The sequence below is a fragment of the Burkholderia sp. Ap-955 genome, from assembly GCF_011753045.1.
Lineage (GTDB): Bacteria > Pseudomonadota > Gammaproteobacteria > Burkholderiales > Burkholderiaceae > Burkholderia > Burkholderia lata_D.
Window position 1 is genome coordinate 1 of record NZ_VWWH01000064.1, and the last position, 24,485, is coordinate 24,485.

The 24,485-nt window shown below is 66.4% G+C and carries 19 protein-coding genes; 15 read left to right on the forward strand and 4 right to left on the reverse strand.

Annotated features, from left to right (window positions below):
- The 15 genes from F3J15_RS26630 to F3J15_RS37875 form a co-directional block, all read left to right on the forward strand.
- On the forward strand, nucleotides 1-791 hold a 791-nt coding region (locus tag F3J15_RS26630; RefSeq protein WP_166894975.1), incomplete at its 5' end, for a MotA/TolQ/ExbB proton channel family protein.
- Between the two features lie 20 nt (nucleotides 792-811).
- Nucleotides 812-1,234: a biopolymer transporter ExbD gene (locus F3J15_RS26635; RefSeq protein WP_011352158.1), complete on the forward strand. Its 423-nt coding sequence runs from the start codon at nucleotides 812-814 to the stop codon at nucleotides 1,232-1,234.
- A 249-nt stretch (nucleotides 1,235-1,483) separates the two neighbouring features.
- Nucleotides 1,484-1,915, forward strand: coding sequence for a biopolymer transporter ExbD (locus tag F3J15_RS26640; protein WP_069248029.1), 432 nt, complete (start codon nucleotides 1,484-1,486; stop codon nucleotides 1,913-1,915).
- Nucleotides 1,916-1,955: 40 nt separating this feature from the next.
- Entirely contained in the window at nucleotides 1,956-3,122 is a 1,167-nt protein-coding gene (locus F3J15_RS26645) for a tetratricopeptide repeat protein (protein WP_240159393.1), read from the forward strand.
- 303 nt (nucleotides 3,123-3,425) lie between these two features.
- Nucleotides 3,426-4,001, forward strand: coding sequence for a cupin domain-containing protein (locus F3J15_RS26650; RefSeq protein ID WP_027787334.1), 576 nt, complete (start codon nucleotides 3,426-3,428; stop codon nucleotides 3,999-4,001).
- A gap of 335 nt (nucleotides 4,002-4,336) precedes the next feature.
- Nucleotides 4,337-7,138, forward strand: a complete 2,802-nt coding sequence (locus F3J15_RS26655; RefSeq protein ID WP_166894979.1) for a TonB-dependent receptor — start codon at nucleotides 4,337-4,339, stop codon at nucleotides 7,136-7,138.
- A gap of 237 nt (nucleotides 7,139-7,375) precedes the next feature.
- Nucleotides 7,376-9,298 (forward strand): extracellular solute-binding protein, encoded by a 1,923-nt coding sequence (locus F3J15_RS26660; RefSeq protein WP_166894981.1) that lies wholly within the window; start codon nucleotides 7,376-7,378, stop codon nucleotides 9,296-9,298.
- A 13-nt stretch (nucleotides 9,299-9,311) separates the two neighbouring features.
- The gene (locus F3J15_RS26665) at nucleotides 9,312-10,364 is read left to right on the forward strand and encodes an ABC transporter permease subunit (RefSeq protein ID WP_089445696.1); all 1,053 of its coding nucleotides are present in this window, start codon (nucleotides 9,312-9,314) and stop codon (nucleotides 10,362-10,364) included.
- Nucleotides 10,318-11,430: an ABC transporter permease gene (locus tag F3J15_RS26670; protein ID WP_166894983.1), complete on the forward strand. Its 1,113-nt coding sequence runs from the start codon at nucleotides 10,318-10,320 to the stop codon at nucleotides 11,428-11,430. The genes F3J15_RS26665 and F3J15_RS26670 overlap by 47 nt, the downstream gene beginning before the upstream one ends.
- A complete protein-coding gene (locus F3J15_RS26675) occupies nucleotides 11,430-13,055 on the forward strand; it encodes a dipeptide ABC transporter ATP-binding protein (RefSeq protein ID WP_166894985.1) in 1,626 nt (541 codons plus the stop codon). Before F3J15_RS26670 ends, F3J15_RS26675 begins: the two co-directional genes overlap by 1 nt.
- Before the next feature lie 10 nt (nucleotides 13,056-13,065).
- Entirely contained in the window at nucleotides 13,066-14,517 is a 1,452-nt protein-coding gene (locus tag F3J15_RS26680) for a TldD/PmbA family protein (protein WP_089445694.1), read from the forward strand.
- Nucleotides 14,517-15,878 carry a metallopeptidase TldD-related protein gene (locus F3J15_RS26685; RefSeq protein WP_166894987.1) on the forward strand — a complete coding sequence of 454 codons (1,362 nt, stop codon included), beginning with the start codon at nucleotides 14,517-14,519 and terminating at the stop codon, nucleotides 15,876-15,878. Before F3J15_RS26680 ends, F3J15_RS26685 begins: the two co-directional genes overlap by 1 nt.
- 21 nt (nucleotides 15,879-15,899) lie before the next feature.
- Nucleotides 15,900-19,061, forward strand: coding sequence for a multidrug efflux RND transporter permease subunit (locus F3J15_RS26690; protein ID WP_166894989.1), 3,162 nt, complete (start codon nucleotides 15,900-15,902; stop codon nucleotides 19,059-19,061).
- 100 nt (nucleotides 19,062-19,161) lie between these two features.
- Nucleotides 19,162-19,809: a glutathione S-transferase gene (locus F3J15_RS26695; RefSeq protein WP_166894991.1), complete on the forward strand. Its 648-nt coding sequence runs from the start codon at nucleotides 19,162-19,164 to the stop codon at nucleotides 19,807-19,809.
- Between the two features lie 296 nt (nucleotides 19,810-20,105).
- Complete coding sequence (locus tag F3J15_RS37875; protein ID WP_240159092.1) at nucleotides 20,106-20,204, forward strand: hypothetical protein; 99 nt, start codon at nucleotides 20,106-20,108, stop codon at nucleotides 20,202-20,204.
- Nucleotides 20,205-20,222: 18 nt separating this feature from the next.
- On the opposite strand, the gene F3J15_RS26705 is transcribed toward F3J15_RS37875, so the two are convergent.
- From F3J15_RS26705 to F3J15_RS26720, 4 genes are all read right to left on the reverse strand, one after another.
- The gene (locus F3J15_RS26705; RefSeq protein WP_166894993.1) at nucleotides 20,223-21,554 is read right to left on the reverse strand and encodes an MFS transporter; all 1,332 of its coding nucleotides are present in this window, start codon (nucleotides 21,552-21,554) and stop codon (nucleotides 20,223-20,225) included.
- Nucleotides 21,555-21,558: 4 nt separating this feature from the next.
- Complete coding sequence (locus F3J15_RS26710; protein WP_166895023.1) at nucleotides 21,559-22,455, reverse strand: amidohydrolase family protein; 897 nt, start codon at nucleotides 22,453-22,455, stop codon at nucleotides 21,559-21,561.
- A gap of 231 nt (nucleotides 22,456-22,686) precedes the next feature.
- Nucleotides 22,687-23,367 (reverse strand): hypothetical protein, encoded by a 681-nt coding sequence (locus tag F3J15_RS26715; protein WP_166894995.1) that lies wholly within the window; start codon nucleotides 23,365-23,367, stop codon nucleotides 22,687-22,689.
- Between the two features lie 185 nt (nucleotides 23,368-23,552).
- On the reverse strand, nucleotides 23,553-24,443 hold the full coding sequence (locus F3J15_RS26720; RefSeq protein ID WP_166894997.1) for an alpha/beta hydrolase: 891 nt from the start codon (nucleotides 24,441-24,443) through the stop codon (nucleotides 23,553-23,555).
- Between the last annotated feature and the right edge of the window lie 42 nt (nucleotides 24,444-24,485).

Sequence of the window (24,485 nt, forward strand, 5' to 3'; positions counted from 1 at the left end):
CCGCGGCGCCGTCGGCCGCACCGGCCCCGGCGCCGGCCGCTGCCGAGCCGGCTCCGCCGCCCGCACCGGCCACGACGGAAGCCGTCGAAAATCCGTACGGGCTCGGTGCGCTATGGAAGAACGGCGACTTCGTCGCCCGTTTCGTGCTGATCCTGCTGGTGATCATGTCGATGGGCAGCTGGTACATCATGATCACGAAGTTCCTGGAGCAGTTGCGCGCCAATCGCCGCGCGAAGCTGGCGGATGCGCAGCTCTGGACCGCGCCGTCGCTGGCCGAGGGCGCCAAGCTGCTCGACGAGGCGTCGCCGTTCCGGTTCATCGCCGAAACGGCGATTGAGGCCGGCGAGCATCATGAAGACGCGCTGCTGGAAGCGGTGGACCGCAACACGTGGATCGACGTCTCGGTCGAGCGCTCGATCACGAACGTGTCGAACCGCATGCAGGACGGGCTCGCCTTCCTGGCCACGGTGGGCTCCACCGCGCCATTCGTCGGGCTGTTCGGCACGGTCTGGGGGATCTATCACGCGCTGACGGCCATCGGCATCGCCGGCCAGGCGTCGATCGACAAGGTCGCCGGCCCGGTGGGCGAGGCGCTCATCATGACCGCGATCGGCCTCGCCGTCGCGGTGCCGGCAGTGCTCGGCTACAACTTCCTGGTCCGGCGCAACAAGTCGGTGATGGAGCGGGTGCGCAACTTCGGCGCGCAACTGCACACGGTGCTGCTGGCCGGCAATCGGCGACCGGTACGCGCGTCGTCATCGTCGCCGGCCGCTGCGTCGCTCGCGAACTGATCGGCTGACGGAGACGCGCGATGGCCATGAACGTCGGGCAGGACGATAGCGACGAGGTGATCGCCAACATCAACACGACGCCGCTCGTCGACGTGATGCTGGTGTTGCTGATCATTTTCCTGATCACGATTCCGGTCGTGACGCACACGATCCAGCTTCAGTTGCCGAAGGAGACGGTGCAGCCGCTGCAGACGACGCCGAAGAGCATCGAGATCGCGGTGAACCGCGACGGCGATTTCTTCTGGGGCGAGCAGCTGGTGGATGCACAGACGCTGCTGGCGAAACTGAAGGGCGTGTCGCAGCAGCAGCCGCAGCCGAGCGTCCACGTGCGGGGCGATCAGAACACGCGCTACGAGTTCATCGGCCGGGTGGTCACGATGTGCGAGCGCGCGGGGATCGCGAAGCTGTCGTTCATTACGGAACCGCCGGCGCGCGGGGGATAGTCGCACGGCGGAATCGTGGTGGAGCAAGGGGCTGGCGACGAGCGTTGAAGCGCTGACGCCGGTCGACCGTGAGTGCTGACGCAGATCGACCGCGAAGCATGGGACCCACGTAAGCGCTGAAGCGCCAACGTGGATCGACCGCGAAGCATGGGGCCCGCGTAAGCGCTAAAGCGCTAACGCTGGATCGACCGCGAAGCATGGGATCCACGTAAGCGCTAAAGCGCCAACGTGGATCGACAGGAGTCGACGATGGGAATGAATGTGCCTTCGGGCGGGAGCAATGCCGAACCGGAAGTGATGGTCGATATCAACACCACGCCGCTGATCGACGTGATGCTGGTGTTGCTGATCATGCTGATCATCACGATCCCGATTCAGATGCATTCGGTGAAGATGGACCTGCCGGTGGGTAATCCGCCGCCGCCGGCCGCGCCGCCGGAAATCGTGCAGATCGACATCGATTTCGACGGCACGACGACATGGAATGGCGCACCGGTGCCGGACCGCGCGGCGCTCGAGTCGAAACTGACCCAGGTGGCGGCGGAACCCGTGCAAGCGGAGATCCATCTGCGCCCCAACAAGCTGGTGCCGTACAAGGACGTGGCCGCCGTGCTCGCCTCCGCGCAACGCGTGGGCGCGACCAAGATCGGCCTGATCGGTAACGAACAGTTCATGCAATGACGACACGGACGAGCCGATGAACCAGCGACGATGGAAGCGGATGATGGCGGTGACGGCGCTCGGCGCGGCGGGCCTGCTCGGCCGCCCGGCACTGCCGGCGGACGCGCTGCGGCCGGACGTGGCGAAACCGTTGGCGGCTGCACAGGAGCTGTACCGGGCGCACAAGTATCGCGACGCGCTGGGCAAGATCGCCCAGGCGGCCGCCGTGCCGAACCGGACGCCGTACGAAACCTATATGGTGGAAGAAATGCGCGGCGCGGCAGCGATGGCGGCCGGCGACTCGGGCACGGCCGCGCAGGCGTACGAGAGCGTGCTGAACTCGGGGCGGCTCTCGGGCGACAACGAGCAGCGGACCACGGCGGCGTTGGCCGGCATCTACTTCCAGCAGAAGAACTATCCGCTGGCGATCCGCGTCGCGCAGCGCTACCTGAAGGCGGGTGGCTCGGATCCGGAAATGCGCACGCTGCTCACGCAGTCTTACTACCTGTCGAACGATTGCGCACCGCTCGTGAGTCAGTTGAAAGCGAGCACCGACGCGCAGGCGAATGGCGGACACGCACCGGATGAAGGGCAGTTGCAGATGCTGGCGACCTGCGCGCAGAAAGTGAAGGACGGCAACGCATATCGCGGTGCGCTCGGGCTGCTGGTGGCCTACCACCCGAGCCCCGCGTACTGGGACGAAATGGTCACGGCCATTCGCGGCAACCCCGGGTACCTGCCGTCGCTCGACCTCGACATCTACCGGTTGCGCCGGGCAACGGGCTCGCTCTCGACCGCCAACGCGTACATGGAAATGACGCAGCTCGCGCTGGTGGCGGGGTCGCCCGCCGAGGGCAAGCAGGTGATCGATCAGGGGTTCGCATCCGGCGTACTCGGCAAGGACGCGCAGGCGGATCGCGAGAAGCGGCTGCAGACGCTCGCGGCGAAGCGCGCGCAATCGGGCGGAGACGCCACGACACCGGTAGCGCCGATCGACGCGGGCATGAACCTCGTCTTCGAGGGCCATGCGCAGCAGGGGCTGCCGATGATGGAGCAGGCGATCGCGAAGGGCGGTCTCGAGCATCCCGATGCGGCGCGGCTGCGGCTCGGCGAGGCGTATTACGTGGCCGGCCAGAAAGCGCGTGCGGTCCAGGTGCTGCGCACGGTCAAGGGCACCGACGGTTCCGGTGACCTCGCGCGGCTCTGGACGGTGGTGGCCTCCCGGTAACACAACGGAAGTTGCACGGCCGCGCGCAACGCGGGCCCGGTCGGCAAGCGGTGTGCCGCCGCGATCGCACCGATGCACGACGGGCAGGCCAGCCAAAGGAAAGGGGCAACCTTGTTAATTAGTAAACCGAATGAAATGGAAGGATGCAGTGCAACTGCACGACGCGAGTGCGCTGCCGCACCGCGCGTGGCATGCACGTCGCGACAGCGTGCAGCGGGGGATCGTGCCGGGCCGGTCGTGTCACGGCATCGGTCGAGGCTTGACGACATCAAACCGATTTCGACTGCGAGGGACCGTCTTTCCATGGTTTTGCCCCCTGATGAGTCGGTGCTCGTCGCCGTGTCGCTCGGCAACAAGATCCGGGCGCTGCGCCAGCGCCTGAAACTCACGCTCGACGAAACGTCGACGATCGCCGGCATTTCGAAGCCGTTCCTGTCGCAGGTCGAGCGCGGGCGGGCGACGCCGTCGATCACGTCGCTGGTGCGGATCGCGAAGGCGCTGGGCGTGACGATGCAGTACTTCATCGATACGCCGACGGAAGCACGCTCGGTATGTCGCGGCAACGCGCTGCAGTATTTCCAGTTCACGAACTCGGCCAGCCGGTTCGCCAGGCTGACGAACCTGGTGGACGGCCGCAAGCTCGACGCGATTCTCGTCCGGATGCCGGCGGGGCAGTTGTCGTCCGAGATGACGACGCATGCGGGCGAGGAGTTCGTCTACGTGTTGCGCGGGCAGGTGGCGCTGACGCTCGAGGATTGCACGTTCACGCTGAACGAGGGCGATACCGCGCATTACGAATCGACGATGCCGCATGCGTGGCGCAACACGGCCGACGAAGAGGCGGTGATCGTCTGGGTCGGCACGCCGAGGCTGTTCTAGCGAACGCGGCCGGCAGGAAGGAGAAGTACCCGATCGACGGCAGAGGGTGTGCAGTACGGCGCGCGCGCACGTTCGTGTCGTATAGAACCAACTGGACGTCGAATCGGGAAGAAGCAGGCAATGCGCTCAATGTAGGTGTTTAGCATGTCGAATCAAAATAGAAAAAGACGGTGACGCTGGATGGTGCGGTGACCCGAGGCCGATCCGTTCGAGTCGTGGCAGTCGAAAGCGTGGCAATCGCGGGTTCCGGTACACGGGCACCCAGGACGCGCAAGGAATTCACAAGGTTCCGGCGCACAGCAGGTGGGGTCTTACTACGAGCGAGAGGGAACAAGATGAAGCAGAGAGTGTTGGCGTTGGCCATCAAGAGGATAGTCTGGGCGGAACTCGCGTTGACGGCCGTACTGGCGCCGCCGGCGTTCGCCCAGAGCCAGCCGGTGCCGGGCGCCGTTGCGATCGCCGATGCGGTCGCGAACGGCGCGCCCGTGACGGTCGCGCAGGCGGGCGGCACGGCGGGGGCCGCCGCTACCACGGGCACTGAAGCGCCCGCGGCGCCCGATGCATCGGCCGGCGCGGCAGCCGACGCGACGCCGGCCGCACCCGCCGCGAACGGGCAGGGCAAGGTCGCGCAGATCAAGCGGTTCGAAGTGACGGGTTCGCTGATCCGGCAAGCCGACAAGACCGGCTTCCAGCAGGTGCAGACGATCACGCCGAAGGAAATCCAGGCCAGCGGCGCGGTGACCGTCGCCGACTTCCTGCGCGATGCGGCAGCCAACTCGGCGAACAGCTGGGGCGAAGGGCAATCGGGCAACTTCGCGGCCGGCGCGGCCGGCATTGCACTTCGCGGCCTCTCGGAGAAGTACACGCTCGTGTTGGTCGACGGCCAGCGCGTCGCGCCGTATGCATTCTTCTCGAACAGCGTCGATTCGTTCTTCGACCTCAACACGATCCCGCTCAACGACATCGAGCGGATCGAAATCGTGAAGACGGGCGCCGTGTCGCAGTACGGTTCGGACGCGATCGGCGGTGTCGTCAACATCATCACGAAACACAATTTCCGCGGCCTGCAGCTCGACGGCAGCCTCGGCAGCGCGATCAACGCCGGCAACGGCGACGGCACGATGAAATTCGGCGTGCTCGGCGGCTTCGGAGACCTGAACGCCGACCGCTTCAACGTGACGGCCGCGCTCAGCTACTACAAGTCGAACGGCTTCACGCTGGCCGACCGTGATTCCACGCGCAGCCAGGACTTCACGGGCAAGCCGGGCGGCTTCTCGCTGCTCGCGCCGTCGTACTGGAACATGCCCGACGGCAGTGCGCAGGCGCTGACCGGCGGTTGCCCGTTCGGCGGCTCGGTTCATCCGGCCGCGCCGAATTCGCTGTCGGCCGGGTTGCCGGGCACCATCTGCGGGTACAACACGGCGGAAAGCACGTCGATCCTGCCGATGACCGAGCGCCTGAACGCGAAGCTCCATGGTGACTTCAAGATCGACGACAAGACGACCGCGTTCGCGGATTTCCTCGAGAGCTACAACACGACCACGACCAACGACGGCCTGTGGAACAACGTGATCGGCAACTCGCAGAACCCGGCGCTCGTCTGGAATCCGCAGACGCAGCTGCTGTCGCCGTTCAACTACACGGTACCGGTCAGCAACCCGTACAACACGACGGGCGCGGCCACGCCGCTCACCTATGCGTTTCCGAACACGGTCGCGCAAAAGACCTGGGCCAACTACTGGCGGGCGGCCGCCGGCATCAAGGGGTCATTTACGCTGCCGTACGGCGACTGGGACTGGGCGACGTCGGTCAGCCATTCGCAGAGCACGGTGTCGAACGTGTTCACGAACCAGCTGAACGTGAATGCGCTGAACAACATCTACCAGAACGGCACGCTGAATTTCGCGAACCCGGCCGCGACGCCGAACGCGTTCAACGGTCTCTATCAGGAAGCGAACAACCTCGGCATCTCGAAGCTCGACACGATCGATGCGACGCTGTCGACGCCGAACCTGTTCCATCTGCCGGCCGGCGACGTCGGCATCGGCTTCGGCGCGCAGTTCACGCACCAGAGCGAAACGCTGACGCCGGGTTCCGAGTACCTGAGCGGGGCCGTCATCACGCCGGACCTCGAGACGGTGGATGGCCAGCGCAACGTCGCGGCCATCTATTACCAGATCAACATACCGATCATCGAGAACCTGACGTTCAGCCAGGCAGGCCGCTACGATCACTACACCGACGTGGGCGGCGCTTTCTCGCCGCGCTTCGCGTTGCGCTACCAGCCGATCAAGGAGCTCACGCTGTATACGTCGTACAACCGCGGCTTCCGCGCGCCGACCTTCGTCGAGGACAGCAAGTCGCAGACGCTCGGCATCCAGGTCGACCCGGCCACCGGCCAGAACTATACGTCGATCACCGTTGGCAACCCGAACCTCGCGCCGGAACGCACGCGCAACCTCAATATCGGCTTCCAGGTCTCGCCGAGCCGTTACACCGACCTCGGCTTCGACTGGTACAAGATCCGCATCGACAACGTGATCGGCCAGGGCAAGCCATCGCAGGTCGTGACCGACCCGACGACCGGCCAGCTGCTGTACAAGGTGATTCCGTACCAGAACCTCGGCTACCTCGACACGAACGGCTTCGAAGGCACGTTCCGCCAGGGCCTGCCGCTGAAGGGCTGGGGCACGATTACGCTGTCGGGCGACTGGGCTTACGTCAACAGCTACAAGATCGGCTTCCCGGGCGCCGCGCCGGTCAACGGCGCGGGCAACAACTTCACGATCACGCAGCCGTTCGGCGGCAGCTTCCCGCGCTGGCGCGGCAACACGACGCTGGACTGGAACTACCGGAAGTTCGATGCGGCGCTGACGTGGCAGTTCACGGGCCCGTACGCGCAGAACCTGATGCCCGAGCCGAACAAGGTCGGTTCGTACAGCCAGTTCAACCTGATGGTGACGTACACGGGCTTCAAGAACTGGACGATCTACGGTGGCATCGACAACCTCTTCAACCGCACGCCGCCGTTCGACCCGATCTTCGCGAACGGCACGCTGAGCCAGAGCGGGTACGACACGTCGGTGTACTCGTACATCGGCCGGTTCGCGCAGGTCGGCGCGACGTACAAGTTCTGATGGCGCTCGCGATGCACTGACAGGTTTGGGACAGGCCGCTCCACGTCCACTACCCCCTTTTCGGGGCGGCCTTTTTTCGCCTGGCGCCACGACGGCCCGCAACCGGGACGCGCGGCGGTGCAGTTCTCCGATCGTGACCAGCACGAACCATCCGCGGGGCGCGGCCGTATGCGGCGTCCGGCACGGGCATCGATTGCGTGCAGGCTTCACACCCGCGCGTTTCCGGACAGACTGACCATGAGACTGTTGAATGGGCGACGGGCACGCGTGCCGCGCCACTCGCACCTGACGCGCACGCACGGGCGGATGCGCACCGCCACGCGCGCCGCGCTGCTCGCGTGCGCCGTGTGGATCGTGTCGGGCGGCGTCATGCCGCAGGCCGCGCTCGCGGTGCCGGCGATCTCGCAATACGACCATCCGAAGTATCCGCCGGGCTTCACGCATTTCGATTACGCGAATGCGGATGCGCCGGACAGCGGCACGCTCCAGTTCGAAAACTACGACGAAGCGCAGAGCTACGATTCGTTGAACCCGTTCCTCGTGCGCGGCGCGCCTGCACCGGACATCAAGAACCTGATGTTCGACACGCTGATGCAGCGCAGCTGGGACGAGCTCGCATCCGAATACGCGCTGATCGCCGACGACGTCGACATCGCGCCCGACCGGCTGTCGGCGACGTTTCGCATCAACCCGGCCGCACGCTTCTCGAACGGTGACCCGATCACCGCGGCCGACGTCAAATATTCTTTCGACACGCTGACGAGCCCGCAGGCGTCGCCGCTGTACAACGCGCAGTTCGCGATCATCAAGCGTGCGGTGGTGGTCGACGGCCACACGGTGCGCTTCGAGTTCAAGCACGCGGAGCGCGACGCCGCGCTGATCGCGGGCGACCTGCCGGTGTTCTCGCCGAAATGGGGGCAGCACGCGGACGGCACGCGACCGCCGTTCGACCAGATCGCGAACGTGCCGCCGATCGCGAGCGGCCCGTACCTGATCGACCAGCGCAAGAACGACAAGCAGATCAGCTACGTGCGCGACCCGCACTACTGGGCAGCGAACCTGCCGTCGCGACGCGGCATGTTCCGCTTCGCGCACGTGTCGTTCAAGCTGTACCTGGACCAGTACACGGCGCTCGAAGCGTTCAAGGCCGGCGACATCGACGCGCGCATGGAATACAGCGCGACGCAGTGGGCGCGCAAGTACGTCGGCAAGAATTTTCGCAACGGCATGCTGAAGCGCGGCGAGTTTCCCGACGGTCCCGCGCAGATGCAGGGCTTCCTGATGAACATGCGCAAGCCGATGTTCCAGGACGTGCGAGTGCGGCATGCGCTCGCGCTGGCGTTCGATTTCGACTGGATGAGCCGGATGATGTTCTACGGGCAGTATCGCCGCACCAACAGCTTCTGGGAGGCGAGCCCGTTCGCGGCATCCGGCATGCCGAGCGCGAAGGAGCTCGCGCTGCTCGAACCGTTCCGTTCGATGCTGCCGCCCGAGGTGTTCGGCCCGATGGTCCGGCAGCCGTCGACGCTGCCGCCGAACTCGCTGCGCGCGAACCTGAAGCAAGCGCGCGACCTGCTCGCGCAGGCCGGCTGGCATTACCGCGACGGCGCGCTGCGCGACGCGAACGGCACGCCGATGACGATCGAGATCATCGACGACCAGCCCGGCATGGACCGCCTGATCCTGCCGTACACGCAGGCACTCGCGATGCTTGGCATTCAAGCCTACCTGCACGAGATCGACAGCGCGGTCTACCTGAAGCGCCTCGACAATTTCGAGTACGACATGACGACGTACATCTACCTGCCCGTGACGATTCCGGGCGCCGAGCTGACGCGCCGCTTCGGCAGTGCGGCCGCGTCGCAGCCGGGCTCCGAGAACTATCCGGGTGTGAAGTCGAAGGCGGTCGATGCGCTGATCCGCGCGGCGCTCGCGGCCGATACGCTCGACGATCTCGAGACGGCCACGCACGCGCTCGACCGCGTGCTGATCAACCTGTATGCGCTGATCCCGCAGTACTACCTGCCGAATGCGCGGATCGCGTACAAGGCGACGCTCGGCCACCCGGCGATCGTGCCGGACTCCTATCAATACGAGGACTGGATCATCGACTACTGGTACGTGAAGCAACCGGCGGCGAAACCCGCGCCGGCCGCCTGACGGAGGAACGACGATGCTGGCATACATACTCAGGCGATTGCTGCTGATGATCCCGACGCTGATCGGGGTGGTGACGATCACGTTCGCGGTCACGCAGTTCGTGCCGGGCGGCCCGGTCGAACAGGTGCTCGCGCAGTTGCGCCACGGCAGCGCGCGCGGCGGGGAGGCGGGCGGCGGAGGCGGCGGCTACCACGGCAGCCAGGGCGTCGACCCGCAGCAGATCGAGCAGATCCGCAAGCAGTTCGGCTTCGACAGGCCGCCGCTCGAACGCTACGTGCTGATGCTGAAAAGCTATGCGACGTTCGACCTCGGCCAGTCCTATTTCGCGCACCGCAGCGTGTGGGCGGTGATCCGCTCGAAGCTGCCGGTGTCGATCACGCTCGGGATGTGGACGGTGATCCTCACGTACCTGGTGTCGGTGCCGCTCGGCATCGCGAAGGCGGTGCGCAACGGGTCGCGGTTCGACACCGTGACGAGCGTGCTGGTGCTGGCCGGCTACGCGGTGCCGGGCTTCGTGCTCGGCGTGCTGCTGCTGATGCTGTTCGGCGGCGGCACGTTCTGGCAGGTGTTCCCGATGCGCGGACTCACGTCCGACAACTTCGACGACCTGACGCTGATCGGCAAGGCGCTTGACTATCTGTGGCACATCGTGATGCCGGTGACGGCGTCGGTCGTCGGCAACTTCGCGATCGTCACGATCCTGACGAAGAACACGTTCCTCGAGGAAATCGGCCGGCAGTACGTGCTGACCGCGCGCGCGAAGGGGGCGCCAGAGCGCGACGTGCTCTGGAAGCACGTGCTGCGCAATGCGGCGATCCCGTTGCTCACGGGGCTGCCGGCCGCGTTCGTCGGCGCCTTCCTGAACGGCAACCTGCTGATCGAGACGCTGTTCTCGCTCGACGGCATGGGGCAACTGTCGTACGACTCGGTGATCCGCCGCGACTATCCGGTCGTGCTCGGCTCGCTGTTCCTGTTCACGCTGATCGGCCTGCTGACCAAACTCATCGCGGATATCTGCTATGTCCTCGTCGACCCCCGTATCCAGTTCAACCGCCTGGACCACTGACCAGGCCTGCGCCGCGTGCGCGGCCTCGCCGTCGCCGTGGCGGCGCACGTGGCTGCGCTTTCGCGCGCAGCCGCTCGGTTACTGGAGCCTCGTGATCTTCGCGGCGCTATTCGCGCTCAGCCTGGGTGCGGACCTGCTGTCGAACGACCGGCCGCTGATCGTGCGCTACGACGGGCACTATTACTTCCCGATCGTGAAGGACTATCCGGAGACGGCGTTCGGCGGCGACTTTCCCGCGATGACGAACTATCTCGATCCGTATATCCGCACGAAGCTCGAGTCGCACGGCAACTTCGCGATCTATCCGCCGAACCGCTATCGCTACGACACGATCGACTATTTCGCGTCGCGGCCGTATCCGGCGCCGCCGTCGTCGAGCAACTGGCTCGGCACCGACCAGTTCGGGCGCGACGTGCTCGCGCGGCTGCTGTACGGGTTCCGGCTGTCGGTGCTGATGGCGTTCGCGCTGACCGTATCGGGCGTGCTGGTCGGCGTGCTGACGGGCGCGCTGCAAGGCTTCTACGGCGGCCGCACGGACCTGGTCGGACAGCGCCTGATCGAGATCTGGAGCGCGCTGCCTGACCTGTACCTGCTGATCATCTTCGCGTCGATCTTCACGCCGTCGCTGTGGCTGCTGTTCATCCTGCTGTCGATGTTCGGCTGGCTCGTGCTGTCCGACTACGTCCGCGCCGAATTCCTGCGCAATCGCGCGCTCGACTACGTGAAGGCCGCACGCACGATGGGGCTGACGAACGCGCAGATCATGTGGCGCCACGTGCTGCCGAACAGCCTCACGCCGGTGATCACGTTCCTGCCGTTCCGGATGAGCGCGGCGATCCTGTCGCTGACGAGCCTCGATTTCCTCGGCCTCGGCGTGCCGCCGCCGACGCCGAGCCTCGGCGAGCTGCTGCAGGAAGGCAAGAACAACCTGGATGCGTGGTGGATCTCGATCGCGGCGTTCGCGGCGCTGGTGGTGACGCTGCTGCTGCTCACCTTCATGGGCGATGCGCTGCGCAACGCGCTTGACACGCGCACGCGTGGTTCGGCATTCGGCGGAGGGCGGTGATGACGAGACCGTTGCTGCAGATCGCGGGTTTTTCCGCGCATTTCGGCGCGAACGCGGCCGTACAGGATCTGAACCTGTCGATCGGCCGCGGCGAGCGCGTGGCACTCGTCGGCGAATCGGGGTCGGGCAAGAGCGTGACCGCACTGTCGATCCTGCGGCTCGCGCAGCAGGCGACGCTGTCGGGGCGGATGCTGTTCGACGGCCACGATCTGCTCGCGAAGACCGAGCAGCAGATGCGCGGGATTCGCGGCGCCGACATCGCGATGGTGTTCCAGGAGCCGATGACGGCGCTCAATCCGCTGTATACGATCGGCAAGCAGATCGCCGAGAGCCTGCGGCTGCACGAGGGGCTGCGCCCGGGCGACGCGCGTGAGCGCGGGATCGCGCTGCTGCGGCGCACCGGGATTCCTGAGCCGGAGCGGCGCATCGACAGCTTTCCGCACCAGCTGTCGGGCGGGCAGCGGCAACGCGCGATGATCGCGATGGCGCTGGCGTGCCGGCCGCGCCTGCTGCTCGCGGACGAGCCGACCACCGCGCTCGACGTGACGGTGCGCCAGCAGATCGTCGACCTGCTGATCGAGCTGCAGGAGCAGGAGGCCGCCGCGCGCGGGATGGCCGTGCTGCTGATCACGCACGACCTGAACCTCGTGCGGCGCTTCGCGCAGCGCGTGGCCGTGATGGAGAAGGGCGTGCTGGTGGAGACCAACACGACGGCCGACCTGTTCGCGGCGCCGCAGCATCCGTATACGCGCCGGCTGCTCGACAGTGCGCCGCAACGGGCGGTCGAGCCGGTTGCCGCCGGCGCGCAGACGATCCTCGACGTGCAGCATCTCGCCGTCGACTACCGCATCGCGGCGAAGGGCTGGCGCTCGGTACTCGGCAAGACGACGTTCCGCGCCGTGCACGACGTGCAGCTGAGCCTGAAGCGCGGCGAAACGCTCGGGATCGTCGGCGAGTCGGGTTCGGGGAAATCGACGCTGGCGTCGGCCGTGCTCGGCCTGCAGCGGCCGGCGTCGGGCGGGATCGAGATCGACGGGATGCCGCTGACGTCGCTGCGCACGACGCAGGGCCGGCGCACGCTGTACGGGCGGATGCAGGTGGTGTTCCAGGATCCGTTCGGCTCGCTGTCGCCGCGCATGACGGTCGAGCAGATCGTCGGCGAGGGGCTGGGCGTGCACCGGCCGCAGGTGGCCGGCGACGCGCGGCGGGCGCGGATCGCCGCGCTGCTGCAGGAGGTGGGCCTGCCGCCCGAGGCGATGCTGCGCTATCCGCACGAGTTTTCCGGCGGGCAGCGACAGCGGATCGCGATCGCGCGGGCGCTGGCGGTGGAGCCGGAACTGCTGGTGCTCGACGAGCCGACGAGCGCGCTCGACGTGTCGATCCAGAAGCAGGTGCTGAATCTGCTGACGAATCTCCAAAAGAAGTACAAACTCAGCTACCTGTTCATCACGCACGATCTGGCGGTGATGCGCGCGATGGCCCACCGGGTCATCGTGATGAAGGCGGGGCGCGTGGTCGAGGCGGGCGAGACGCTCGACGTGCTGCACGCGCCATCCCATCCGTATACGCGGGCGCTGCTCGCGTCGTCCATGCTGGCGCCTGAGCGCGGCCCGCAGGAGAGGTAAGAGAGAACCGATGATTGACGAGAACCGGGCGCCGGGCGCCCGAGCCGTGCAGGCAGCACAGGCGTTGCGCAGCGACGCCGATTTCTGGTCGCTGCGCATCGTCGACGAGACGATCGACGAACATGCGGTGCGCAACGACGTCGCGCAGCCGTTTTCGCGCACGCGCGAGCGCGGCGCGATGCTGACGGCGTGGGCCGGCACCGGCGCGGGCTATGCGGCGACGCCCGACCTGTCCCCGGCCGGGCTGCAGGCGGCGCTCGACATCGCGACCGCGCGGGCCCGTGCCAGCGCGCCGTGGGCGCTGGTCGATCATCGCCAGGCCGCGCGCCCGCAGGCGAGCGGCACCTATGCGTCGCCCGATGTCGATGCGGCGCTGCCATCGCGCGCGGAATGGATCGAGCGTCTCGCGCACGAATGCGCGGCGGCGAACCTCGGCGCGCGCATCGTCGAGCGTTCGGCGAGCGTCATGATCGTGCACACCGAGCAAAGTTACGTGACGAGCGACGGCGTGCGGATCGACCAGCGCTTCCGCTTCCTGATGCCCGAGCTGCAAGCCGTCGCCCATGGCGACGGCGACACGCAGACGCGCTCGCTCGGTCAATCGGGCACGCTGGCGCAGGGCGGCATCGACGTGCTGGCACGCTACGGCTTCGACGGCGCCGGCGCGCGCGTCGCCGACGAGGCGCTGCAGTTGCTCGCCGCGCCGAACTGCCCGACCGGCCGGCGCGACCTGCTGCTGATGCCGGACCAGATGATGCTGCAGATCCACGAGTCGATCGGCCATCCGCTCGAACTCGACCGGATTCTCGGCGACGAGCGCAACTTCGCCGGTTCGAGCTTCGTCAGGCCGGAGATGGTCGGCCACTATCAATATGGCTCGCCGCTGCTGAACGTCACGTTCGATCCGGAGCCGACGGCCGAAGCCGCGTCCTACGCATTCGACGACGACGGCACGCCGGCGCGCAAGCAGTACCTGATTCGCAATGGCGTGCTCGAACGGCTGCTCGGCGGGGCGTTGTCGCAGCAGCGCGCGGGCCTGCCGGGCGTGGCCAACTCGCGCGCGTCGAGCTGGAATCGCGCGCCGATCGACCGGATGGCGAACCTGAACGTCGAACCCGGCGACCAGTCGCTCGATGCGCTGATCGCGGGCACCGAGCACGGGATCCTGATGCGCACCAACACGTCCTGGTCGATCGACGACCACCGCAACAAATTCCAGTTCGGCTGCGAATTCGGGCAACTGATCGAGAACGGCCGGCTCACGCAGGTCGTCAAGCGCCCGAACTATCGCGGCATCTCCGCCCAGTTCTGGCGCAGCCTGCGCGCGGTCGGCGATGCGAGCACGTTCGGCATCTACGGCACGCCATACTGCGGGAAGGGCGAGCCTGCGCAGATCATCCGTGTCGGCCACGCCGCGCCGGCCTGCGTGTTCGCCGGCGTCGACGTCTTCGGAGGCGCATGATGACGGGATTCGATCCGATGCCACGCCGCGCCGGAATCGACTGGCATGCGTATTTCGCCCGGCTCGCCGACGACGCGCAACGGCTGACGACACCGGCCGAAACCGTGCTGCTCGGCTTCTCCGGCGAAACGTCCGACTTCATCCGTTTCAATGGCGGCAGGATTCGCCAGACCGGGCGCGTCACGCAAGGGCGGCTGTCCGTGCGGCTCATCGACGGGGCGCGGCAGGCGCACTCGGCGCTGACCGTCTGCGGCGATCCGGCGGCCGACCTGCGCGAACTGGTGGACGCGCTGGCCATGCTGCGCGACGGCCTGCGCGATGCGCAGGACGATCCGCACCTGCTGTTCGATACCTCGTCGTGGGTGCAGGAAACGCGCCGCACCGGGCGCCTGCCGGATGCCGACGGGCTCGCGCGAATCGTGGCCGAATGCGCGCGCGGGCTCGACTTCGTCGGCTTTTACGCGGGCGGCACGCTGGCGCGCGGCTTCGCGTCGTCGACCGGCAGCCGCGGCTGGTACGAGGTCGAGAATTTCAACTTCAGCTGGTCGCTGTACGACCCGAGCGGCCGCGCGATCAAGACCGTCTATGCGGGCGACGATTGGCGCGATGCGGCGTTCGCGGCCAAGGTCGACGCGGCCGCCGCGCGGCTGCCCGTGCTCGGCCGCACGCCGAAGGCGCTTGCGCCCGGGCGCTATCGCGCGTATTTCGCGCCGGACGCCATTCACGAGATGACGAGCCTGCTCGGCTGGAGCGGCTTTTCGGCGCGCGCGGTGGCGAGCGCCCGCAGCCCGCTGCATCGCCTGTATGCCGGCGAAGTCGCGCTCGATCCGCGCGTGTCGATCACCGAGGATTTCTCGCTGGGCATCGCGCCGGCGTTCAACGCGGACGGCTACCGGCGCGACAGCGTGCCGCTCGTCGTCGAAGGGCGGGGCGCCGGGCAGCTCGTCTGCGCACGCACCGCGCGCGAGCAAGGGGGCATGCCGAACGGCGCGGACAACGCCGAAGCGCCGCAGTCGCTGACGATCGCGGGCGGCACGCTCGCCGACGCCGACGTGCTGGCCGCGCTCGACACGGGGCTCTACGTCGGCAACCTCTGGTACCTGAACTTCTCGGACCCGATCGCGTGCCGAATGACGGGGATGACGCGGTTCGCGACGTTCTGGGTCGAAGGCGGGCGCATCGTCGCGCCGGTCGACGCGATGCGGTTCGACGACAGCTTCTACCGTCTGTTCGGGTCGGAGCTCGAGCAGCTCGGCGCGGTGCCGGCGCTGCTCGCGAACGACGACACGTACGGCGAGCGCGCCACCGGAGGCGCGCAGCTGCCGGGGCTGCTCGCGCGTTCGTTCGAGCTCACGCTGTAGCGCGTTCGACGACCCTCGCCGATGCCGTCATTCTTCATCGACCGTCCCGTCTTTGCGTGGATCGTCGCACTCGCGATCGTCGTCGCGGGCGTGCTGGCCATTCCTCAACTGCCGATCGCGCAGTATCCGCGCCTGGCGCCGCCGCGGGTTGTGATCACCGCGTCCTATCCGGGCGCGTCGACCGAGACGGTCGATGCCGATGTCGGCAGCATCATCGAGGAAAGCCTCGACGGCGCCGACGGGCTGCTGTACTACGAGACGAGCAGCGACGGCCACGGCAACCTCGAGATCGACGTGACGTTTTCGCCGAGCACCGATCCGGACATCGCGCTCGTCGACGTCAACAACCGGTTGAAGCAGGTCGAGCCGCGGCTGCCGCAGCAGGTCGTCCAGCAGGGGATCGGCGTGTTCAAGGCGGCGAACACGTTCCTGATGCTCGTCACGCTGACGTCGACCGACGGCACGCGCGATTCCGCGCAGCTCGGCGATTACCTGAACCGCTACGTGCTGCGCGAGCTGAAGCGTGCGCCGGGGGTGGGCGCGGCCGAGCTGTGGGATGCCGACGAGGCGCTGCGGGTCTGGCTCGATCCGGTCAAGTTGCGCGAATACGACCTCGGCGCCGACGACGTGATCACGGCGATCAGCGCGCAGAACGCGACGGTCACGGCCGGCGCGATCGGCGATGCGCCGTTCGTGCGCGGCCAGCAGCTCACCGCGACGGTCGTCGTCAAGGGCCAGCTCACGTCGCCCGAGGAGTTCGGCCGGATCGTGCTGAAGTCGAAACAGGACGGCTCGGTGGTGCGCGTGGGCGATGTCGCGCGCGTCGAGATCGGCCGCGACGACTATTCGTTCTATTCGCGGCTGAACGGCCGGCCGGCCGCGACGGTCGGCATCCAGCTCGGCCCGCGCGGCAACGCGCTCGAAACGTCGAATGCGATCCGCGCACGGCTCGCCGAGCTGTCGCGGACGCTGCCGCCGGGCGTGGCGGTCGAGATTCCGTTCGACGGCGCGCACTTCGTCAAGATCGCGATCCACGAAGTCGTGCTGACGCTCGTCGAGGCTGTCGTGCTGGTGTTCTGCGTGATGTGGCTGTTCCTGCGCGACCTGCGCTACACGCTGGTGCCGACCGTCGTGATTCCGGTCACGTTGATGGGCGCGTTCGTCGCGATGTGGGCGTTCGGGCTGTCGATCAACGTGTTCACGATGTTCGGCCTCGTGCTGGCGATCGGCATCCTGGTCGACGATGCGATCGTCGTCGTCGAGAGCGTGCATCGCGTGATGGAGGAGGGCGTGTCGCCGCGCGACGCCACGCGCCGGGCCATGAAGCGGATCGGCGGGGCGATCGTCGGCGTGACGGCGGTGCTGACCGCCGTGTTCGTGCCGATGGCGTTTTTCCCGGGCAGCGTCGGCGGCATCTACCGGCAGTTCGCGGTCGCGATGATCGCGTCGATGCTGGTGTCGTCGTTCATGGCGCTGTCGCTCACGCCCGCGCTGTGCGCGAACCTGTTGAAGCCGGTCGCGCGACACGATGGCGGCGCCGGCCGTGCGCGCCGACGCGGCATCGGCGCGCGCCTGGCCGACCGCTTCGGTGCGGCTTTCGCGCGCGCCGAAACCGGTTATCGCCGCGTCGCCGTGTTTGCCGTGCGCCGCACCGGCATGGTCGTGGCCGTCTATGCGGTGCTCGTGATCGGATGCGGGCTGCTGTACTGGATGATGCCGGGCGGCTTCCTGCCGACCGAGGACCAGGGCCAACTGCAGGTGATGATCCAGTTGCCGGCCGGCGCCACGCAGGCGCGCACGCTCGCGGTCGTCGAGCGGGTGGAGGCCATCCTGCACGGGGAGCCGGCGATTGCGAACGTGACGAGCGTGATCGGCTGGAGTTTCGTCGGCAGCGGGCAGAACGTCGGGATGGCGTTCGTGGAACTGAAGGACTGGGCGAAGCGCGACGTCGATGCAATGGCGTTGCGCGACCGGCTCAACGGGCGGTTCAGTGCGATCCTCGACGGCGACGTCGAGGCGGCGCTGCCGCCTTCGGTGCGCGGCATCGGGCATTCCGACGGTTTCACGTTCCGGCTCGAGGATCGCGGCGGGGTCGGGCTCGACGCGTTGAAAGCGGCCCGCGAGCAGCTTGCCGAGCGCGCGAAAGCGAGTCCGTTGCTCTCGGCCGTGCATTTCGAAGACCTGCCGGACGCGCCGCGTATCGAGCTCGATGTCGATCGCGCGAAGGCGTATGCGCTCGGCGTGCCGTTCGAGCGGATCGCGGGCCTGCTGGGCGGCACGTTCGGCTCGAACTACATCAACGACTTTCCGGCGTCGGGCCGGATGCGGCGGGTGATCATCGAGGCCGATCCGGTCGCACGCGCGACCGATACGCAGCTGATGGCGCTGACCGTGCCGAACCGCACCGGCGACATGGTGCCGCTGTCGGCCATTGCCGCGCCGCACTGGACGATCGGGCCGGTGATGCTGAACCGGTACAACGGCTATCCGTCGCTCGACATCAGTGGCCGGGCGGCGACCGGCACGAGTTCGGGCGCGGCGATGGCCGAGATGGAGCGGCTTGCCGCTGCGCTGCCGGCCGGGATCGGCTTCGACTGGGTCGATGCGGCGCGCGAGGAGCAGGTCGCCGCGCGGCAGACGCCGCTGCTCGTCGGGTTGTCGGTGCTCGCGGTTTTCATGGCGCTGGCCGCGCTGTACGAAAGCTGGTCGATTCCGCTGTCCGTGCTGACGATCGTGCCGCTCGGCATGATGGGGGCGATCGCGGCGGCGCTTGCGCGCGGGATGCCGAACGACGTGTATTTCAAGGTCGGGATGATCACAGTGGTCGGGCTGGCCGCGAAGAACGCGATCCTGATCGTGCAGTACGCGCGCGATCTCGCCGGGCACGGCGTGCCGTTGCGGCAGGCGGTGGTCGATGCGGCCGCCGCGCGATTCCGGCCGATCGTGATGACGTCGATGGCGTTCTTGCTGGGCGTCGTGCCGCTGGTGCTGGCGACGGGCGCGGGGGCGGAAAGCCGAAGGTCGATCGGCACGGGCGCGTTCGGCGGTGTGCTGGCGGCGACGGTGTTCGGGCTCGTGTTCGCGCCGGTGGCGTTTCGGGTCGTGGCGTCGGTCGGGCGACGCGGCAGGCGGGTGGCGGTGGCGAAGCGGGATGATCGGCAGGCGGAGGTGGTGGGGGAATGAGGTCGCTTCGACAGGTGATTGTCGAGCGTTGTGTTGATTAAATGCGATTGCCGTGCAGACGGTTTACACACATTTCAATTCAAGGAGACGAATTCAGACCATGTCCTACGTTCTGTATTACTCGCCCGGCGCGGCAAGCATGGCCGTGCACTGGATGTTGATCGAACTCGGCGTGCCGTTCGAAACGCGCCTCGTCGATATCGACACGGGGGCGCAGCATACGCCCGAGTACCTGCGGTTGAATCCCGCGGGCCGAGTGCCGACGCTGGTCGTCGACGGCGTACCGCGGACCGAATCTGCCGCGTTGCTGATGCTGCTCGCCGAACGTCATCCGGAGCCGCGCCTGGCTCCGAATCCGGGCTCGCCTGAACGTGCCGAGTGGTTCGAGATGATGATCTATCTCGCCAATTCCGTCTTGCCGGCAATGCGAAACTGGTTTTATGCGGAGACGGATGGCGATCCGCAATGCGCTGAAATGGTGAAGGCGTTTTCGCAGGGGCAAGTCGAGGCGTCGATGGCGCGTCTCGACGATCTGCTGTCCGATGGCCGTTCGTATTTGATCAACGATCGGTTGAGCACGGTCGACTTCCTGGCGCTGATGCTCATGCGCTGGACGCGCAACATGCCGCGCCCGGCAACGACCTGGGTGAATCTGGGGCGCTATATCCACGCGCTTCGCGCGTTGCCGACGTTCATCGAGTTGAACGCGCGTGAAGGGCTGACCGAGTGGTTGAATCCGGTCGCCTGAGCGTTTCGAAGTCGCTCAAAAGTGCGGCAGCGGTCGGTTGGAGGCTGCTTGCCGCGAGGTTTGGGGCTCAAATATCGTATTTGACATAATCAACATTATCAGCGGAAAAATCGCGAGCTAAGTAGAAGTGTCGCATCTGGGCAAAGTTGAAATGTCGTAGCTCGAGGGTTTCGGCGCATGCTGGCGGCGGTTCGAACTGCCGGAGCGCATCGTGGGCCAACCTGGACTGATCACCATGAGCAATGCAGGAGCTGGATCGTCTGAAGGTCGTGGAAGCCGTGATCGAGCAGCGTCTGATGCCTTGGCGAGCCGCGGAGCGGCTCGGGATCAGTCGACGGCAGCTTGAACGGCTGGCTGCCCGGTTCCAGTCGGATGGAAAAAATTGCACGAAGTAACGCTCATCCGGACACCCATCAGTTGCCATTCGCCTCGCCGGGCAATTCATGTCGCGTATAGACGGCAAGACCCCATGTCAAAAGCGCGGCGAGCGCGAGCGACACCGACATCGCCAGCATTCCTGGTGCATACGAATGCGTCGTGTCCTTGAGCACGCCGACCATCCACGGGCCGACGTACCCGCCGAGGCTGCCCATCGAGTTGATGAACGCCATCCCACCCGCCGCCGCGATCCCGGTCAGATACCGCGACGGCAGGCTGTAGAACGCCGGCCGCGCTGCGCTCAACCCGATCACCGCGAACACCATGCCGACGAGCGCCGGTAGCAGCGACGAAAAAACGACGGCGAATATCAGCCCTGCCGCGGAGACGACGCACGCCAGCGCGAGATGCAGCAGGTGCCTGCCGTGACGCTCCATCAACCTAGCCCACACAATCATGACGACCGCCGCGACGAGATACGGCACACCTGACAGCAGCCCCACCGAGAACGTCGATAGTCCGTGTCCCTTGAGCATCAGCGGTAGCCAGATTGCAATGCCGTTGATGCCGATCCAGTAGCAGAAGAGAATGCCGACCATGATCCAGACCCTCGTGTCGCGGAGCACCGCGCCGAAATTCCTTTTCGGCAGTTCGGCCGATTCCCGGGCAAGGACCCCGGAGAGCGCCGCGGATTCCTCCCGCGTCAGCCAGTCGGCCTGCTCGGGACGGTCGCGCAGGAACCACAGGGTCAGCAGGCCGAGCAGACAGGCAGGTAGCCCTTCGACGACGAACAGCCATTGCCAGCCCTTGAGCCCTGCTGCGCCGTCCAATTGCATGATGAATGCCGCCAGCACACCGCCCACGACCGACGACAATGGAATCGCGACGAGAAACCACGCGAGCACGCGCACGCGCCACGCTTTCGGAAACCAGCAAGACAGGTAAAACAGCACGCCCGGAAAGAAACCCGCTTCGGCCGCGCCGGTCAGCACGCGAAGGACGTAGAAGCTGGTCGGCCCCTGGGTGAACGCACAGGCGGCAGACAGCAACCCCCAGCTGATCATGATGCGGGCCAGCCAGCGCCGCGCCCCGAACCGATAGAGCGCGAGATTGCTCGGCACCTCGAGCACGCAGTAGCCGACAAAAAACAGCCCCGCCGCCATACCGAACTGGCTACCGGTCAGGCCGAGATCGCGGTTCATCGTCAGCGCCGCGAAGCCGATGTTGGTGCGATCGATGTAATTGAAGAAGTAGCCGATCGCCAGCAGCGGGACGAGACGAACCAGGTTCTTGCGCAGCGCGCGCTGAAGCGCGGCGTCCTGCGTTGCATCCGGCTGGTCGCGCGAAACGGAGAGCGTCGATGCCATGGGTTCACCTGAATCCGAAGAAGTGAGCGGGATTGTCGACGAGCATCTGGATGCGACGCGTCTCGTCCGGCACGATCCGTGCGATCAGATCGACCAGATCGCCGTCGTTCGGCATCGGATGGCTCAGGTTGACATGCGGCCAGTCGCTGCCCCACAGAACGCGCTCGGGCGCATGTTCGGCAAAACGGCGTGCGACAGGCAGCGCGTCCTCGAACGGCGCCCCGGCTTTCGACATGCGGTCCGCGCCCGACAACTTGACCCACACCTTTCCGGTATCGAGCAACGCACACAGCGCACGCACCGACGGGCTGTCCGCCCCCTCGTCGATATCGAGCCGCGCCATGTGATCGATGACCACCGACATGTCGAGCGAACGGATGAACGGGGAATATTCGATGATGTCCTGCCCGGACACGTGAATCGCCAGATGCCAGCCGAGCGGCCGGATACGTGCGGCGACCGTCCTGACCGCATTGAGATCCGGACGGCCGCCGAGATGCGCAAGGAAGTTGAACCGTGCGCCGCACACCCCATTCGCGTCGTACCGCGCGAGGAGCGCATCGGAGTCGCTCGGCCTGACGAGCGCGACACCCTTGTAACGCCCTGCTCCGTCGCGTAATGCATCGATCATCGGCCGATGATCGAACCCGTGGCCCTGGCTCTGCACGATCACGGCGCGCGAGAAGCCTAGGCGCTCATGCAGTCGTCGCAACGTCGTTTCGGGTGCCGCGGACGGATCGAAACTGCGATCGTCGGGCAGTGGATAGCGGTCGAACGGCCCGAACACATGGCAATGCGCGTCGCAGCTGTTTGCCGGCAGGCGCACGACCGGGCGACGCGGTTCCGCCAGCGGCGGTGGAGAAAATCTGAGTGAATGCCCCGAGGCGTTCGGAGAAATCATGGTCATGTCGACAGATTCCTTGAGGGTAGGCGAAAGGTACGGGTATCGAACCGGAGAACGCATCGTCCGGCGCGCGCGTGTGGCGAACCCAGCATGTGTACGTACGTAGTCGAGCGCGAGATTGCGCGTGTCCAGTCGAGGCGATCGAGACGAACGATCTAGCCTTGATTTTCAGTTCGGAGTCCGATTTTTGGTGTCGAACTGACGCAGATCGACAAGCCCCATCTGCATTTACGGGTCGGCTGACAGGCCGGAATCACGCAGGTATGGCATGTAGACGTTGAATACCATCAAAGAGTGGCCGGCTGTGCTCTCGCGCGTCGCGTCGAGGAGAGCGTGCTCCACGGGCGCAGCGAGCGCCGAAATGAACCATGCGATACCTTCCGGAACTGCGCTTCGATACGGGCCGTCATGCGTCGGCTGAACGCGTGATTCGAAAAATCCGCGAAGCTGAAGCACCTCGTTCGACGAGGCCAGTTGGCGTTGCAGACCATCGGCAAGATTCAGCGCGTCGCTGTGCGTTTCGACCGGAATGCCCATCACGACGAGCCGCGACGTTTCCCATCCGGCATGCTGGATCGCCGTGGATTCGGCAAGCGTCGTGGCCACGACGCGGCGCCGGCCCACCGTGCGCGACAGGATTCGGCGTGTCCAGGGCGTCGATTGCCTGCCCGACATCGAACGATACGCGTCGCTTCGCAGCACGTCGACGCTCACCAGATCGTAAAGCGCCATCCAGCGTGGCCACCCGTGCACACAGACCCATCGCGAAGCCGCGATGCATCCGGGTAGCGATCGGCGCTGGGGGAAATGCTCCGTGTCGTACCAGTCGTTGAACTCGTCCTCGAGATCGGACGGCGGTTCCATCATGACCATCAACATGGCGCGCGGCTGCGTCGGGGCATCGTGCAAGCTCGTCTCCTGTTTGTGCCAGTCACTGTGAACACTTTTCCCGGGATTGACCAAAACCTTTTATCGATAGAAACCTATAACCGGAATGAATAGGTCCACACGTCCGGTGGAAGGCTTGCGGGGGAGCACTGTGCACTCCCCGCGATCCTGCACCGCGGCTCCATCAAGCCGCCCTCCCCGGATCCTCATTGCGCGGTCGTGATCTTCCGCGCAAACGCTGCGATGGCGTCGGCCATTGCGGCCGGCTGCTCGGGTGCCAGCGCGTGACCAGCATCCGGAATCCTCACGATCGTCACGCGATCGCCGAGCATCGACTTCAGCACGTTCGAGAACCGGCGCGGTGCGACGGCATCGTGTTCGGCCTGCAGGTCGAGGATCGGCACGGTGCCGGCCGCGAAGTACGCATCCACCGGCGTCGTCTCGCGCGCATGCGATTCGGCGTCGTGCGTGGCGGCATGCCAGCCGTCGAGCCAGACCCGCGGATCGTTGCCCGGTGCGAAGAATGCCTTCTTCAGGTATTCGATCCGCGTGGCTTCCGGCAGCGACAGATCCCCGGCGCCGTCGATCGCTTGCCTGATTTCAGCACTGATCGGCTTTTCCGTCGAACCGGGCGGCACCTTGCCCGCGGACGCCGCCGCGAGCACGACACCGCGAACGAGATCGGGCCGATCGACGGCCAGCATGCGCGCGGGGAAATTCCCCCATGCATGGCCAACGACGATGGCCGGACCGCGATGCTCGTTCTCGATCACCGTCGCGACGTCCGCCGCGAAATCATGGACCGACAGGTTTTCCATCGGCCCCTTGCTTTGCCCGATGCCGCGCGGCTCCGGGCGCAGCACGCGAAAGCCGTCGGCCACGAGCCGCGCGGCGACGGCGTCGTAGTCCCTGCCCGACCGTCCCAGCGACGGCAGGATCACGATCAGCGGGCCTTGACCCTGGCGCATCACGTCGATCTGCACATCGCCATGCCGGACGATTTCTCGATCGACCGCTGCCGCGCCGGACGATGCAAAGGCGGACGCCGCCCACCACAATACGCATGCGGCGACAATGCCGCGCTTCGATACCTTCATGCTTCGAATCTCCTGATTGATTGACGAATCCACTCGCTTCTC